The 15213-nt window shown below is 41.4% G+C and carries 12 protein-coding genes; 2 read left to right on the plus strand and 10 right to left on the minus strand.

The features are described from left to right. Positions 1-401 precede the first annotated feature (401 nt). The 6 genes from proC to EL079_RS03745 all read right to left on the minus strand — a co-directional run bounded on the left by proC (position 402) and on the right by EL079_RS03745 (position 5925). Entirely contained in the window at positions 402-1196 is a 795-nt protein-coding gene (gene proC / locus EL079_RS03720) for a pyrroline-5-carboxylate reductase (protein ID WP_003032266.1), read from the minus strand. Between the two features lie 4 nt (positions 1197-1200). After that, positions 1201-2463, minus strand: coding sequence for a glutamate-5-semialdehyde dehydrogenase (locus tag EL079_RS03725; protein WP_003032261.1), 1263 nt, complete (start codon positions 2461-2463; stop codon positions 1201-1203). Between the two features lie 13 nt (positions 2464-2476). Beyond that, a complete protein-coding gene (proB, locus tag EL079_RS03730) occupies positions 2477-3586 on the minus strand; it encodes a glutamate 5-kinase (protein ID WP_003032245.1) in 1110 nt (369 codons plus the stop codon). Between the two features lie 86 nt (positions 3587-3672). Beyond that, positions 3673-4569 carry an RluA family pseudouridine synthase gene (locus EL079_RS03735; RefSeq protein ID WP_003032254.1) on the minus strand — a complete coding sequence of 299 codons (897 nt, stop codon included), beginning with the start codon at positions 4567-4569 and terminating at the stop codon, positions 3673-3675. Further along, positions 4559-5020, minus strand: coding sequence for a signal peptidase II (lspA, locus tag EL079_RS03740; protein ID WP_003032263.1), 462 nt, complete (start codon positions 5018-5020; stop codon positions 4559-4561). The genes EL079_RS03735 and lspA overlap by 11 nt, the downstream gene beginning before the upstream one ends. Further along, positions 5017-5925, minus strand: coding sequence for a LysR family transcriptional regulator (locus EL079_RS03745; protein ID WP_003032257.1), 909 nt, complete (start codon positions 5923-5925; stop codon positions 5017-5019). Before EL079_RS03745 ends, lspA begins: the two co-directional genes overlap by 4 nt. Before the next feature lie 227 nt (positions 5926-6152). Between EL079_RS03745 and EL079_RS03750 the strand changes: the two genes are divergently transcribed. Together EL079_RS03750 and EL079_RS03755 are read left to right on the plus strand one after the other, a co-directional pair. Beyond that, complete coding sequence (locus EL079_RS03750) at positions 6153-6410, plus strand: metal-sensitive transcriptional regulator (protein WP_003032262.1); 258 nt, start codon at positions 6153-6155, stop codon at positions 6408-6410. A 410-nt stretch (positions 6411-6820) separates the two neighbouring features. Next, a complete protein-coding gene (locus EL079_RS03755; protein WP_003032586.1) occupies positions 6821-7309 on the plus strand; it encodes a prolyl-tRNA synthetase associated domain-containing protein in 489 nt (162 codons plus the stop codon). Positions 7310-7357: 48 nt separating this feature from the next. On the opposite strand, the gene EL079_RS03760 is transcribed toward EL079_RS03755, so the two are convergent. From EL079_RS03760 to EL079_RS03775, 4 genes are all read right to left on the minus strand, one after another. Beyond that, positions 7358-7654, minus strand: coding sequence for a rhodanese-like domain-containing protein (locus EL079_RS03760; RefSeq protein ID WP_003032587.1), 297 nt, complete (start codon positions 7652-7654; stop codon positions 7358-7360). Continuing rightward, positions 7644-9299, minus strand: a complete 1656-nt coding sequence (locus EL079_RS03765) for an FAD-dependent oxidoreductase (protein WP_003032588.1) — start codon at positions 9297-9299, stop codon at positions 7644-7646. The genes EL079_RS03760 and EL079_RS03765 overlap by 11 nt, the downstream gene beginning before the upstream one ends. 22 nt (positions 9300-9321) lie before the next feature. After that, complete coding sequence (locus EL079_RS03770) at positions 9322-9627, minus strand: rhodanese-like domain-containing protein (protein WP_003024970.1); 306 nt, start codon at positions 9625-9627, stop codon at positions 9322-9324. A gap of 191 nt (positions 9628-9818) precedes the next feature. Next, positions 9819-15212 (minus strand): mucin-binding protein, encoded by a 5394-nt coding sequence (locus EL079_RS03775; protein ID WP_003032582.1) that lies wholly within the window; start codon positions 15210-15212, stop codon positions 9819-9821. Position 15213 lies beyond the last annotated feature (1 nt).

Consider the following 15213-nt stretch of genomic DNA (forward strand, 5'->3'; position numbering starts at 1 on the left):
AAAATTTGACAAATGAGATAAAATGACTAATTTTTAAAAGACTTTTTGGCTCAATACTTAATGAAAATTACAAGATTTAACGACCTTCACTTCGTAAATTGTTTCAACCACGCGAGTCAAAAGCTCTACTAAATCTTTTAAGATTGAAGATAAAACTATCGAAATCAGTAACAAAGTTTTCGTCAAAAGTGCTCTTTGAATTTGAAAAACGAACAGCCTTGTGACTTACTTCATAACCCTTTATCCACTAGTACCTTGAGCAATCAACTACCATGTTGTTGATTTATTGCGCCATACACTTTGAAGTTGGAGATTTTTGCAAAGTATAAAGAGTCATTTGTTTTTCTCTTATAGATTTTTTTAATGTCACAAAATACTTCAAGCATTGGAAACCATCTATGTCATTTGCCTAGTTTCTGAGTGCGTTTATAAGATGCAGCAACGGCTTTGATAATGTTTCCTCTGAAAGCATCTGCTTCAAGACTCGCCACTCCTGCAATCGTTGAGCCTGCTGGGCTGCAAACCTGATCTTTGAGAACAGCAGGGTGTTGACCACTTTCTTTGGCTAATGCTGCTGCTCCTAAAAGGGTCTGATTTGCTAATTGCAGAGCTAAGTCTCGTGGTAAGCCAGCTTGCACCCCTGCATCAGCCAATGCTTCCAAAAAGAGATAAACAAACGCAGGACCACATCCAGCAACGGCAGTTGCCGCATCTAACTGCTGCTCCTTTAAATGAACCAGCAAACCGGCAGGATCCAATAGTTCACACAACAAGTCTTCATCCTGCTCTGTTGCTTTATCTGATAAAACATAGCTGATAACACCGTCACCAACTGCAACAGGCGTATTGGGCATTATCCGGATCAACCGATGTTGTGTAGGAACAAGAGCTTCTAACTGCTGCAAGGTCAAGCCAGCAGCCATAGAAATGAGTAAAACAGAGCTGCGCTTTTCTAAAATAGCATGGTATTCTTGCAACAAATCCGCAAATTGAGTGGGTTTCACACCCAAGAAAATCACATTTGCTTGCTCAAAGACGACTTCATTCGTGACAGGTTCGCCACCCACTTCATTCGCAATCTGCTTTGCTTTTTCTGGGCCTCGATTTGCGAGCAGGATTTGATGATTTTTTTGCCTAGCCACTACACGTGCTAAACTGCCACCCATATTTCCTAAGCCAATAAATCCAATTTTCATGTTTTTACTCCCTAATCTGTCCTGAACCTTGCACAACATATTTATAACTCGTTAATTCTTTTAAGCCCATCGGACCGCGTGCGTGTAATTTCTGAGTAGAAATCCCCATTTCACAGCCCAAACCAAATTCTCCACCGTCTGTGAAACGTGTGGAAGCATTGACATAGACTGCTGCACTATCAACCTGCTCTGTAAAAATCGCTGCGCTAGTGGCATTGTTGGTAATAATGGCGTCTGAATGATGTGTGCTGTGCTGCTCGATATGTGTGATAGCTTCTTCCAAAGAATCCACTACCTTTACAGCCATGATATAATCTGAAAATTCGCTATCAAAGTCGCTAGGATCTGCTATTTCCCCTGAGATGAAAGAGCGAGCTGTTTCATCCAATCGAAGTTGAACAGGTACTACCCCACGCGCTTTACGAACAGTTACTAAGCGTTCTTCTAATGTTGGGAGAAACTGAGAAGCAATTTTTTTATGAACTAGACAAACTTCCATTGCATTGCAGACCGAAGGACGACTGGTTTTGGCATTGTTGATAATCTCTAGTGCCATTTCTTGGTCAGCGTCCTTATCAACATAGATATGAACAATCCCCGTACCAGTCTCAATCACAGGAACCGTCGCATTTTCAACGACCGCTTGAATCAGCCCCGCACCCCCACGAGGAATTAGCAAGTCCAAATAGCCTTTTGCTTTCATCAAGATTTGAGCACTTTCACGACTGGTATCTGACACCAACTGCAAGCAATCATCTGAAATCGCGGTCTGACGAAGTGCCGCCTTTAGCGCGGAAACAATGGCAGCTGCTGTTTTATGCGCTTCTTTTCCGCTGCGAAGAACAACTGCATTTCCACTCTTAATGGCTAAAGCAGCTGCATCAGATGTCACATTTGGACGACTTTCATAGATAATTCCAATCACCCCAAGAGCTACCCGCTTCTTAATGATTTCTAGTCCATTTTCCAAATGAGAGACTTCTAAGATGTCTCTAACGGGATCTGCCAACGCAATCACTTGACGAATGCCAGCTGCCATGTCTTTGATGCGATTGGCATCTAAATACAGACGATCCAACATGACATCTGAAATATGATCTTTTGCCGCTGTCATATCTTCTGCATTGGCTGTCAAAATTGCGTCCGTAGCTGCTTCTAAATAATCAGCCATCAAAGACAGAGCTTTATTTTTCTCAGCCGTTGAAGCTGTGTTAATTGATTTTTTTGCTTGCTTGATTTTCTCTAGTAAGCCTTGTGTACTATTCATATCCTACTTCCTCTTAAAATTCTGACAATAATAATTCCAATTCAGGCGTTAGTGAAATCCAATGGTCTCGGTGAATTACCACTCCCTTTGGTTTATTGGCTTTCAGCATATCTTGCAAAGCTGACTGCCCAAAACGAACACGTCCTTTTCCTAAAATACGCTCTGTGTCCTTTTCATAGACGGTCACAATATCATCATAAGAAAAGTGTCCTGACATTTTTGAAATTCCTGAAACAAGTAAGCTCTTGCCTTGCTCACTCAATGCTGTGCTTGCTCCTCTATCCACCCAGATAGAGCCTTGACTGGCAGCGTAAAAAGCCAACCATTGTTTTTGCGTTTTCATATTTTTGGCTGAAGCAGTAAAAAATGTGCCATTTCCCTGATTTTCTGCGGCTTCGATGAGGGCTTGCTCTTTCAAAGAAGAACAAATATAAACAGGAACCCCTGCCATAGTGGCAATCGTTGCTGCTTTTAGCTTGGTCAGCATACCACCTGTTCCATTAGAAGAGCCTGCTCCACCTGTCATTTCAAGCAAATCCGTCGTAATCTCCTCTACCAAATCAAGGCGCTTGGCATCAGGATGATTGACTGGATTTGCCGTATAAAGTCCGTCAACATCCGTTAATAAAATTAACAAATCTGCTTGCACCATAGATGCAACCTGAGCACTCAACGTATCATTGTCACCGACTTTCAACTCAGCAACGGAAACCGTATCATTTTCATTGATAATCGGAATGGCTCCTCGGTTGAGCAAGACAGAAATCGCCTGATGTGCATTTTTATAGCGCCGTTTATCCGCAAAATCATCTTGTGTTAATAAAATCTGAGCCGAGACAATCTTTTTCAATAGCAGATTCGTCGTGTATTCTTCTAACAGCAAGCCCTGACCTACCGCTGCGGACGCTTGCTTGTCTGCAATTTTTGTCGGGCGTTTCTTAAAGCCCAAAGATGAGAAACCCGCTGCTATTGCTCCTGATGAGACTAAAATCACCTCGTGCCCTGCTTCATGTAGCATGGCTAACTGCTGGGTAATCACTCTCACTTTCGCTCTCGATAAACTTCCATCCTCATTTGTTAAAGAACTGGTACCGACTTTACATACAATTCGTTTATATTTCATAACCCTCTCCAAAGCTGATATATTGCATTATTATATCAAAATTTCGAGCAAAATAAAAAAGAAATGAAGCAGAAAGAGATATTCTCTCACTCCATTCCTTTTCTCAATTTCTCTAGTGTTTCTTGGAAAATAGCTGGCGCTTCTGCTGTAAATTCCATGACTTCTCCTGTCTTAGGATGAGTAAATCCAAGCGTTCTGGCATGTAAAAATTGACCGTGCCCTTTTAGCGTTTTACGTGGTCCATATACTTCATCACCTGCCACTGGGTGACCAATATAAGCCATGTGCACACGAATTTGATGTGTACGACCTGTTTCCAGTTGCAACTCCACCAGCGTATAATTGCCAAAACGTTCTAAAACATGGAAACGTGTAACAGCTGGCTTTCCTTTTGCCGTTACAGCTTGTTTTTTTCTATCTTTTTCACTGCGTCCAATCGGTGCTTCAATAACGCCTCTGTCATTCGGTAGATTACCATGCACAATAGCCCAATACTTCCGCAGGGATTTTTTATCTTTTAATTCCTCAGCAAGCTTGATATGCGCATCATCGTTCTTGGCAATCATCAACAATCCTGATGTATCTTTGTCAATCCGATGGACAATTCCGGGGCGCAAAACACCATTGATACCGGACAAATCCTTGATGTGGTACATCAGCGCATTGACCAGTGTTCCACTCGTATGCCCCGCACTTGGATGCACCACCATACCTTGAGCCTTGTTCACCACTGCGACATCTTCATCCTGATAAACAATATCTAGTGGCAGATTTTCTGCAACATACTCCAGCGCTTCTGGTTCGGACAATTCATAAGTAATCACATCACCTGCCTTGACAGCATACTTTGCTTTCTTGACTTGCCCGTTGACTAAGATTTGCCCATTTTTGATTTGTTCATTGGCATGGCTGCGGGATAATGGTGTCAAATCAGCAACCGCCTTGTCCAACCGTACACCGCCAATCTCTACTTTAACTTGCATTGCCCTCTTCCTTTAACATCATCACTATCAGTACAAGCACACCAATCGTCAGATAACTATCCGCAACATTAAAAATTGCAAAATTGATAAAATCAAGCTGAAACATATCCACAACAAAACCTTGGCGCATGCGGTCAATAAAATTTCCAATTCCACCTGCAATAATCAAGCTCAAAGCAGATAGCAGCCAGACAGAACCTTTGATGTGCTTGCTCAAATACCAAATAGCAGCTCCAATCACCACTAAAGTAATCACCGCAAACAACCATTGCTGGTTCTCCAGAATTGAAAATGCCGCTCCTGTATTTCGCAAATAAGTCAAACTCAAAATCTTTGGAATGAAAGGCTTCACTCCGCCTAATTGAATGTTTTTGACAATTTCAAACTTGACCCATTGATCCAGCGCAATCAAAGCCACAATCACAATCGGCACGATCACTTTTCGTTTCATTTTTTACCTCTTTTTGCAAAATATTCTTCCATAACAGCAACAAAAGCTGCACCGACTGGTGAAAGCTCTACTTCTTCGCGTTTGACATAAACCATACGGTTTTCCAAATTGTCTTTTAACCGAATTACCGTAATGCCGTTTACACTATTGCTATCCAAAAATCCAGAGCCTGTCGCATAAGCATCTGTCCGCTCTAAAATGCCATTTAATGTAGCACGGTCCGTCACATTAAACATCTGCGAACTGGCACTGGTGTCCACGAAATTCTCTGAATAATAGAGATACTCGTCTTTTTCCTGTGTAAAACGAACCGTCGGCAAATCTGCCAAATCGTCCATAATCAACTCATCTTTCTCTGCTAAAGGGTGGTCTACCCGCAGATAAATGTGTGTCTGAAAAGGAATCAAATCTACCACTTCCAACCCCAATTTATCAATCCGCTGCATCATTCCCTTGGTATTTTGGTTATTCAGATAGATAATGCCAATCTCGCTGTGTCCTTGTGCTACTTCGTTTAAAATCTGCACCGTAGTAGATTCAAAAATTCGGAAATTCTTATCTTTTGGATAGCGTTTGGCAAATTCCGTTATCAAAGGTGGCAAGAAATCATAGTGCTGGCTGGCAATGGAAAATTCTGCCTTTTCTTCCTCTGGATTGGCGTATTGATTTTGAAAGACATCAAATCCTTTGACCAATTCTTGAGCTTTTTCGTAAAATTCCATTCCTCGACGTGTCAAAAATGTGCCGCTGCTCGTTCTACGGAATATTTTAAAACCCAATTCTTTTTCTAAATCCCGAACTGCAATGGACAAACTCGGCTGGCTGACATACATTTTCTCAGCGGCTTCACGAAAGGTGCCACTATTGGCAATGGCTACAACATAGCGCAGTTGTTGAATATTCATCCTTTTATCCTCTTTCAAGTGTTTTATCATTATACCATAAATCAAGGCATAACTAAACCTTCATACACCCATGAAATCCAGTTACTAGCAGCTTTCTGCTCAAATAGAAACTCCATTGTAAGTGACACTCTATTTCTTTCATTATACCATGAAAAGGGCGGAGCGAGAACTTTGACAAAGGGGTCTATTCAAGATATAATGTAAAAAAATAAACAGAGGACAAAGACATGGCAAACTCAAAACTTATTACACGGCTGAAACGCTCCGAAGGACAACTGCGAGGTATTCAAAAAATGATAGAGGAAGAACGCGACTGTGCAGACATTATCACCCAATTAACTGCTGTTCGCTCTAGTGTCGAGCGGGTCATTGAATTGATGATTACTGAAAATCTCACTGAATGTCTCAATCACCCTTTGGACGACCCCAAAGCACAAAAAGAGCGACTGGAAAAAGCCGTCCAATACCTTATCAAACGAAAATAACCTCAGCAGGCGACGAAAACTGCTGAGGTTTCTTTATTTGAGGTATACGACTAGTGCAATTCAAGCTATCCATCTCATTTTTTTAAAAAATACAATGAAGCAATAAACAGAATTATCTCTAAAAAGGGTATCCGCTGGGCGGACACAACAAACTACTTTTTAGGGCAGTCGTCAGCCCGGCGGACAGAGCAAACTTGTTTCTAGGCAAGCCGTCAGCCCGGCGGACAAAGCAAACTTGTTTCTGGGCAAACCGTCCGCCCGGCGGACAGAGTGAATCGCTTTTAAGACAGACTAGCGACCCGGTCGACGGAATGGACTGCTTTTAGGGGCAGGTTGCCAACCATTGAAAAAAAGTCCTCCTCAATATGGTATAATAAGAGTAATAAAACAAATCAAAGGAGGCAAGTAAAATGGACTTATACACAAAAGTAGAAGAAACCTTAAACAAGTTAAACATTCCATTTGAAATCGTGGAGCACGAACCAGCACTTACGACCGAGCAAGCAGACAGCTTTATCGAAGGCATTGAAGGTGTCCGCACCAAAACGATGTTTCTCACTAACAAGAAGAAAACCGCCTACTACTTGCTCATCATGGACGACAAAAAGCGCTTGGACATGGACTTATTTAAAGAACTGGTAAAAGCCAATAGAATCCGCATGGCATCCGCTGACAGTCTATTTGAAAAAATGATGTTGCCAGCAGGCGTCGTCTCTCCATTTGGATTGTTAAACAATGCCGATAAAGACATTCAAGTCTATTTTGACAAAGAAATCATGTCAGAAAAACGAATGAGTTTTCATCCCAATACCAATGAGAAAACACTCTTTTTAAACACGACAGACCTACTCAAATTCCTAGAAGCCATTGGTTACGAAGCTCATATTATTGAATTGTAATACGAATAAACCCGATTAAGATAGCACTTAATCGGGATTTCTTTTACTTTACTCTACCTCTCCGGGCCAGATATTCATACCCCCAGCCACATTGGTCACATCAAATCCTTGCGCACTTAAAAACTGACACGCAGCCGCAGAACGTGCGCCAGATTGGCAGATGACATAGTATTTCTCCTGCTGGCTGAGTTGTTTGTAGCCTGCCTCCAAACAACTCAAAGGCAGGTTCTGTGCTGTCGGAACGTGCCCTGACGCGAACTCATAAGCCTCTCGCACATCAATAATGGACAGCTTTTCTGCTTGGTATTTCTTATAAAATTCAGACATAGTGATACTAATTTCCATATTCTACTCCCTCTGGTTTTACCATTTTGTACAAGGCAAAGGCGCCGTCTAGATTTTGAACAGAAAATCCTGCTTGTTTGAGAATGCGCTCGGCAATATAGCTACGAAGTCCACTATGACAGCTCACGATATAATCCTGCGACTTGTCTAACTCTCCTAAACGCTCACGCAATTCATTTAAAGGAATGTGAACCGTATCCACTTTCAAATGACCTTGTTGAAGCTCACTGGCCGTCCGCACATCTAGGAACTTCTTACCAGCAGCTAGTTCATCTTCCAATTCATACCACTGGATATTGTCGCTCAAACCTTCTACTAAGTTTAAGGCTGCATATCCCAGCATATTGACCGGATCTTTAGCAGAGCCAAACGGTGGTGCATAGGTAAATTCCAACTCTGGCAAATCAAAAATGGTTAGATTACCTTTAATAGCCGTTGCCAAAATATCAATCCGCTTATCAACGCCTTTTTTCCCAACACCTTGTGCACCATAAATTTTGCCACTTGTTGGCTCAAAGAGGAGTTTCAAGGTCACATCAGTCGCACCCGGATAGTAGCCAGCATGATCCTTACCACTGACATGAATAACTTGATAAGGCAGGCCATTCATACGAAGAATGCGCTCGCTCAACCCTGTTGAAGCTGCCGTCATGTCAAATGCCCGAACAATAGCTGTACCAATGCTGCCTTTATTCTTTCGAGCTACTCCAGCAATCACATCCGCCACTTGACGACCTTGACGATTAGCAGGCGAAGCCAATGAAATCAGTGCATCTTCTCCTGTAACTTCTTGCTTGACAACAATCGCATCGCCGACTGCATAAATATCAGGTCGACTGGTTTCATAACGCTCATTGACTAAGATACCGCCACGCAATCCCAGCTCAATACCTGCTACCTGTGCTAAAGCATTCTCTGGTTGCACCCCGACAGATAAAATGGTCACATCAGAAACAATTTTTTGCCCATTCTCCAGTACAATGACCTTTCCCTTGTCCTCAAACCGCGTAGCAGACTGAGAAGTAACTACTTGAATGCCGTTTTTCAACAATTCAGCCTGAACAAAAGCAGCCATTTCTTCATCAAGCGGTGGCAAAACATGCGGTGCTTTCTCAACAATTGTCACATTCAAACCACGCTTACGAAGATTTTCTGCCATTTCAAGTCCAATGAATCCAGCCCCAATCACCACAGCTTCTTTTGGTTCTTTCTCCAAAGCTAACATAATCTCATCTAGGTCAGGAACATTACGTAAAGTATAGGTATTTTCAGCTGTTTCCAAACCTTCAATTGGAGGCACAAAAGGCTTTGCCCCCGGCGATAAAATCAACTTATCATAACTCTCTGTAAATTCCTTTCCGTCATGCCGAACCGTCACTATATGTTGATCTGGTGAGATAGCCGTCACTTCATGGAAAGGTCGCACATCTAAACGAAAGCGTGCCTTTAAACTCTCAGGCGTTTGCACTAACAAGTCTTCCCGCTCAGCAATTTCTCCAGAAACATAGTAAGGCAGACCACAGTTCGCAAAGGAAACGAATGGCCCCTTTTCAAAAATAATAATCTCAGCGTCTTCTTTTAGCCGTCTTAAACGCGTCGCTGCAGACATTCCACCTGCAACTCCACCAACAATGATAATTTTCATTCAACTTCCTCCTTTATCACTTTTAAACAACTTTTCCAGTCCAAGCACTCATACCGCCTTGAACATTGACAACATCGTAGCCTTTTTTCTTTAGCTTTTTGGCTGCCATTTTGCTCCGCACACCGGAATGGCAAATGACATACAGTGTTTCATTTGTTGCTGGCGTGTATCTTGCGATTTCATTGAGTGGGACATTCTTCGCGCCTTTGATATGACCACGCCGATATTCAGACGGTGTTCGTACATCTAGCAGTTGAATCTTCTCTTTTAATTTTTGTTCCAATTCACTTGTAGAAATACTATCTATTTTCGTAAATAAGTGAAACATAAGCACCTCCGTTTATACCCTTATGGGGTATATTAAACCATGAAGCTTTTCTTTTGTCAAGAATCTTGTTTCAATATTTTTATAAAAAAAGAAGCCCCACAAATCAACCACATTAGGTTGCTTGTGAAGCTTATCCTTTCTATCGAATGATTCAACCTTTAGATCACTTTTATATGTTTACAAAAGATTCATCAATCTTCTTTTTTTCGACGACCAATATAACCGAAAGCTGATAAAAGTAAACTTACGCCCGTCAGCGTTGCAAGCGTTGGACCAACTTGAGAATCACCTGTGCTTGGCAAGATTTCTGTTTTCGTTGGAGTTGCTTTTGTAGGAGTCGTTGGTACAACTGTCGGAGTAGTTGGCTTGTCCGGCGTTGACGGAACTACTGGAGGAGTTGGTTTATCTGGAGTTACTGGGATCGCAGTATAATAAACATCCTTAACCATATCCTCTTGAGTGACTGTTTCTGCCGAAACAGTTGCCACATCTACTGTGTAGCCTGGAATGACTGGAGATGGAACAGCGTCATAGGTTGCCTTGTCAGCTACCCAATCCGTAGTCTTCACAACATCTCCCGTTACCTTATCTTTCGTCACCGTCCGTGTCCAAGTTACTGTTTGTACATTATCGGCTGGCGTCTGGCTACCTGCTCCATGATAACGAACCGTCAAGCTCACTTTCTTGCTTTCTTGACTTTCTGCTGTGCCATGTTTCAAGTGAACCGTCACGTTTTGATCATGACTGCTATCAAGGTCGAACTTAGCTGGTAATTCGTCTTTAGAAACCAATTCATAGCCTTTATCTGTGTACCCTTTGACAACTTGACCATACTTCGTTTTAGCAGCTGCTGGAAGAGCTGAATCTGACTCTCCCGTCGTCAACTCTACTTGGTTTTCCAGAGTGGTGCCTGTCGTATCATCAATAACTGTATAAGTTACTTTTTGAGTTTGAATACCATAATGAACATCTTTAACAATATCTTCTTGCGTGACTTTTTCTTGCGGAACTGTTGCCACATCTACTGTATATCCTGGAATTACTGGCGATGGAATAGCATTATAATTTGCTTTATCTGCTGTCCAATCCGTTGCCTTCACAACATCGCCCGTCACCTTGTCTTTTGTCACCGTCCGTGTCCAAGTTGCTGTTTGCACATTATCGGCTGGCGTCTGGCTACCTGCTCCATGATAGCGAACCGTCAAGCTCACTTTCTTGCTTTCTTGACTTTCTGCTGTGCCATGTTTCAAGTGAACTTCAAATTTTTGATAAGTTTCATTATAAATTACACCCGTACTTGGATAATTATCTGAAACAAGCTCATAGCCTTGACTTGTATAATGAGAGATCGTGTCCGCTGTTCTGTAAGAATCCGTTGTATTATAATCACCAGTTAATTCTTTCGTTTCAAGAGTTGCACCCGTTGTATCATCAATATAGCGAACTTGGGCCCTTTCTTGATTAGCTTTATAAACAACTGTTTCAACGATATCCTCACTATCACCTGTGATACCATCAACAGCTGCAACAATTGGTTTATCAGCTGTATAACCTGTAATCATTGGGGAAGTGACCGCTGCGAAAGTTCCTGTAACGGGTGACCAAGAGCCTTTAGTGGAAAGTTTTGTCACCTCATCCGTTTTCACTTCTCGAGTAAAACTCAATGAAGTACCATAACTTGATCTTGCTTCGCTACCGTTTTGATAAACATAATGAATCGTTTCCTTGACAGTTTTAATCTCACTAGATGTTGTTACTTTATGTTTTAAATGAACCACCACATTTTGGTCCACGCTGCTATCTTTATCAAACTGAGCTGGAAGATCGTCCTTAGAAACCAATTCATAACCCTTATCAGTATAACCTTTGACAATTCGATCGTATTTCGTTTGTGCGTCAGTTGGTAGGTTTGTACCTGAATGACCTGTCGTCAATTCTACTTGGTTTTCTAAAGTCGTACCGGTTGTGTCATCAATAACTGTATAAGTCACTTTTTGAGTTTGAATACCATAATGAACATCTTTAACAATATCTTCTTGCGTGACTTTTTCTGCTGCCACAGTTGCCACATCAACCGTGTATCCAGGAATTACTGGCGATGGAACAGCATTATAATTTGCTTTATCTGCTGTCCAATCTGTGGTTTTCACAACATCGCCCGTCACCTTGTCTTTTGTCACCGTCCGTGTCCAAGTTGCCGTTTGCACATTGTTGGCTGGTGTTTGGCTACCAGCTCCATGATAGCGAACCGTCAAGCTCACTTTCTTGCTTTCTTTGTTATCTGTTGTACTATGTTTCAGACGAATGACAACGTTTTGATCTTTCGTGCTATCCTTGTCAAACTTGGCTGGTAAATCATCTTTAGAGATTAACTCATAGCCTTTATCTGTATATCCTTTGACAATTTGATCATACTTCGTTTTAGCAGTTGTTGGAAGGGCAGAATCCGAATCACCAGTCGTTAATTCTACTTGGTTTTCCAAAGTTTTTTGTGTCGTTTCATCAATGACTGTATAAGTGACTTTTTGCTTATCAGCTGTATATGTGACTTTTACAACCACATCTTTACTATCACCTATGATACCATCAACAGCTTCAACAACTGGTTTGTCAGCTGTGTAACCTGCAATTATTGGAGAAGTGACTGCCGCAAAAGTACTTGTACTTGGAGACCATGCACCTTTTGTAACAGCTTTTGTTACTTCATCAGTCCTCACTTCTCTAGCAAAGTCTAGTGTAGCTTTATGACTTTCTGCTGCTTGGCTACCATCCTTATAAACATAATGAATTGTTTCAGTAACAGTTTTCTTTTCCGTAGATGTTGTCACTTTATGTTTCAAGTGAACAACTACATTTTGGTCTACGCTACTATCTGTGTCAAACTGAGTAGGAAGCTCGTCCTTAGATACCAATTCATAACCTTTAGCAAGATAATCATCAACGGCTTTATCATACTTCGTCTGCACATCAGCAGGAAGATTTGCACCAGAATCTCCAGTTGTCAACTCTACCTTGTTCTTTAAAGTAGTGTGGGTCGTATCATCAATAATAGTGTAAGTGACTTTTTGCTTGTCGGCCTTGTATTTAACCGTAACCTTGATATCCGCCTGATCAGCAGTTACGGTTTCTGCGTCAACTTTAGCCTTATCTGGCGTGTAGCCATCAACAGTTGGAGAAACTACCTCTGGGAAGGTGCCAGTAGATGGTCCCCATGCCCCTGTTGTAACATCCTTCGTCACTTCATCTGTTTTCACTTCTCTAGTGAAAGTCAAGGCCGTTTTCTTCTCTGGAGCTGCTGGTGTATTGTCATCCTCGTAGAGGTAGTTGATGGTTTGGGTAACGGTTTTGGTTTCTGTAGAAGTTGACACTCTATGTTTCAAGCGAATCACCACGTTTTGGTCCACGCTGCTGTCGGTGTCAAACTGAGCTGGCAATTCATCCTTGGCAACCACTTCGTAACCTTGTGCTAAATAACCTGCGACTACGGTGTCGTATTTCGTTTTCGTAGCAGCTGGAAGAGCAGTACCAGACTCGCCTGTTGTCAATTCAACCTGATTTTCCAGAGTCTGACCTGTTGTCTCATCTACAACTGTGTAAGTAACTTTTTGCGTTTGGATTGTGTAATATACATCCTTAACAATATTCTCTTGAGTAACTGCTTCAGACGGTACTGTCTCGACATCCACGCTATAACCAGGAATCATTGGAGACGGAACAGCATCATAGTTTGCCTTATCCGCTTTCCAAGGTGTTGTTGAGACTTCCGTACCTGTAATCTTATCTGTCGTTACTGTACGCGTCCAAGTCGCTGTCTGCACATGGTCTGCCGGTGTTTGGTCGCCTGCCCCGTGGTAATGAACTGTCAAGCTCACTTTCTTGGTTTCTTGGATATCAGTTGTGCCATGCTTCAAGTGAACCGTCACGTTTTGATCATGACTGCTATCAAGGTCGAACTTAGCTGGTAATTCGTCTTTTGAAACCAATTCATAGCCTTGGGCCAGATAAGCATTCACGATTGAATCATATTTTGCTCGTGCACTATCTGAAAGAGGAGTATCAGAGTCTCCGCTAGTCAGCACTTCCTTATCTTTCAGCGTTTTATGAGCAGTATCATCAATGATGGTGTAAGTCACTTTTTGCTTATCTGCTTTATAGGTAACCGTTTCTTCAATATCTGCGCTATCTCCCGTAATCTGTTCAACGGCTGCTACAGTTGCCTTATCTGGTGTATAACCATCGACCTTTGGAGAAACTACCTCTGAGAAGGTTCCGGTAGACGGGATCCAAGGACCCTTATAGACAATATTATTAGTCACCAGATCCTTGGTGTTAATCCGCTCAAAGTTCAAAGTCTGAACCTTAGTAGCCGCTGCCTGCGTGTTGTCTTCATAAACATACTTGATGGTCTCTGTGACAGTCTTTGTTTCTTGAACTGAAACCACCTTATGACGTAGATGAACTTCAAATTTTTTATAAGTAGTATCGTAAGTTACACCATTACTTGGATAATTATCTGAAACTAATTCATAATTTTTATCTGTATATTTTTTAATTGTTTCAGTTGTTCTGTAATCATCCGTTGTATTATAATCACCAGTTAATTCTTTTGTTTCAAGAGTTGCACCCGTCGTATCATCTATATAGCGAACTTGGGCTTTTTCTTGATTAGCTGTATAAACAACTGTCTTTTCGATATTTGGACTATCAGAAGTAATGTTATCAACCGCTGGAACCTCTGCTAAATCTGGAGTGTAGCCTTTGATTGCTGGTGATGTTACTGCCGCAAAACTTGTTCCATTTTCCGCTGTCCAATCACCAGTTGTAACATTTGTAACAAGGTCAGTTGTTGCTGTTCTGGTGAATTTTAAGCTGCTAGTGTGGTCTGGAGCTGCTGGTGCACCATCCTCGTATGTATAATGGATAGTTTCCTTAACCGTCTTTTCTTCTGTTACTGAAGTCTTTTTGTGTTTCAAATGAACTTCAAAGGTTTGAAGGGTTTCATTGTAAGTCACACCATTTGCTGGATAATTGTCTGAAACAAGTTCATAATTTCGATCGGTATACGTCTTAATGGTTTCAGCTGTTCTATATGGATCCGTAGTATTATAATCTCCAGTCAGTTCTTTTGTTTCAAGAACTTTATGATTGTCATCATCATCAATATAAGTCACCTTAGCGTTAGATTTATTAACAGTATAGACGTAATAAAAGACTTGATCAGAACTATTAAAAGCTATCGATTGATTTCCTGTTAATTGGGTTCCTTGTATAGAAGGAATTGACTTAGGCGTAGTTACAAGTGTATAACCAGGTATATTTTGCGGTTTAGCAGTATAATTAGGTGACTGTGTATGTAATGTTCCTCCTGGATAACCATATTGATAATTTTGTGTCGCAATTTGGTTCCCAGCTGTATCTACATACTGTACAGTTATTTTTGTTTGCCCTTGTGAGCGTGCATTAGACGGCTTAGTAGTAGCACTAATCTTTTCTGATTTAATTTCATTTTCAGTTCCATCATCATTTACACTATAACTTTTGGAATTACCAGTAATCGTATTATTAATCGAGGAATCCGCAAACATA

The sequence above is a fragment of the Streptococcus anginosus genome (genome assembly GCF_900636475.1).
Classification (GTDB): domain Bacteria; phylum Bacillota; class Bacilli; order Lactobacillales; family Streptococcaceae; genus Streptococcus; species Streptococcus anginosus.

Coding starts and splice junctions, on each gene's coding strand:
- proC (WP_003032266.1), bottom strand. CDS start 1,196: ATGAAAATTGGATTTATTGGCTTAGGAAATATGGGTGGCAGTTTAGCA.
- EL079_RS03725 (WP_003032261.1), bottom strand. CDS start 2,463: ATGAATAGTACACAAGGCTTACTAGAGAAAATCAAGCAAGCAAAAAAA.
- proB (WP_003032245.1), bottom strand. CDS start 3,586: ATGAAATATAAACGAATTGTATGTAAAGTCGGTACCAGTTCTTTAACA.
- EL079_RS03735 (WP_003032254.1), bottom strand. CDS start 4,569: ATGCAAGTTAAAGTAGAGATTGGCGGTGTACGGTTGGACAAGGCGGTT.
- lspA (WP_003032263.1), bottom strand. CDS start 5,020: ATGAAACGAAAAGTGATCGTGCCGATTGTGATTGTGGCTTTGATTGCG.
- EL079_RS03745 (WP_003032257.1), bottom strand. CDS start 5,925: ATGAATATTCAACAACTGCGCTATGTTGTAGCCATTGCCAATAGTGGC.
- EL079_RS03750 (WP_003032262.1), top strand. CDS start 6,153: ATGGCAAACTCAAAACTTATTACACGGCTGAAACGCTCCGAAGGACAA.
- EL079_RS03755 (WP_003032586.1), top strand. CDS start 6,821: ATGGACTTATACACAAAAGTAGAAGAAACCTTAAACAAGTTAAACATT.
- EL079_RS03760 (WP_003032587.1), bottom strand. CDS start 7,654: ATGGAAATTAGTATCACTATGTCTGAATTTTATAAGAAATACCAAGCA.
- EL079_RS03765 (WP_003032588.1), bottom strand. CDS start 9,299: ATGAAAATTATCATTGTTGGTGGAGTTGCAGGTGGAATGTCTGCAGCG.
- EL079_RS03770 (WP_003024970.1), bottom strand. CDS start 9,627: ATGTTTCACTTATTTACGAAAATAGATAGTATTTCTACAAGTGAATTG.
- EL079_RS03775 (WP_003032582.1), bottom strand. CDS start 15,212: ATGTTTGCGGATTCCTCGATTAATAATACGATTACTGGTAATTCCAAA.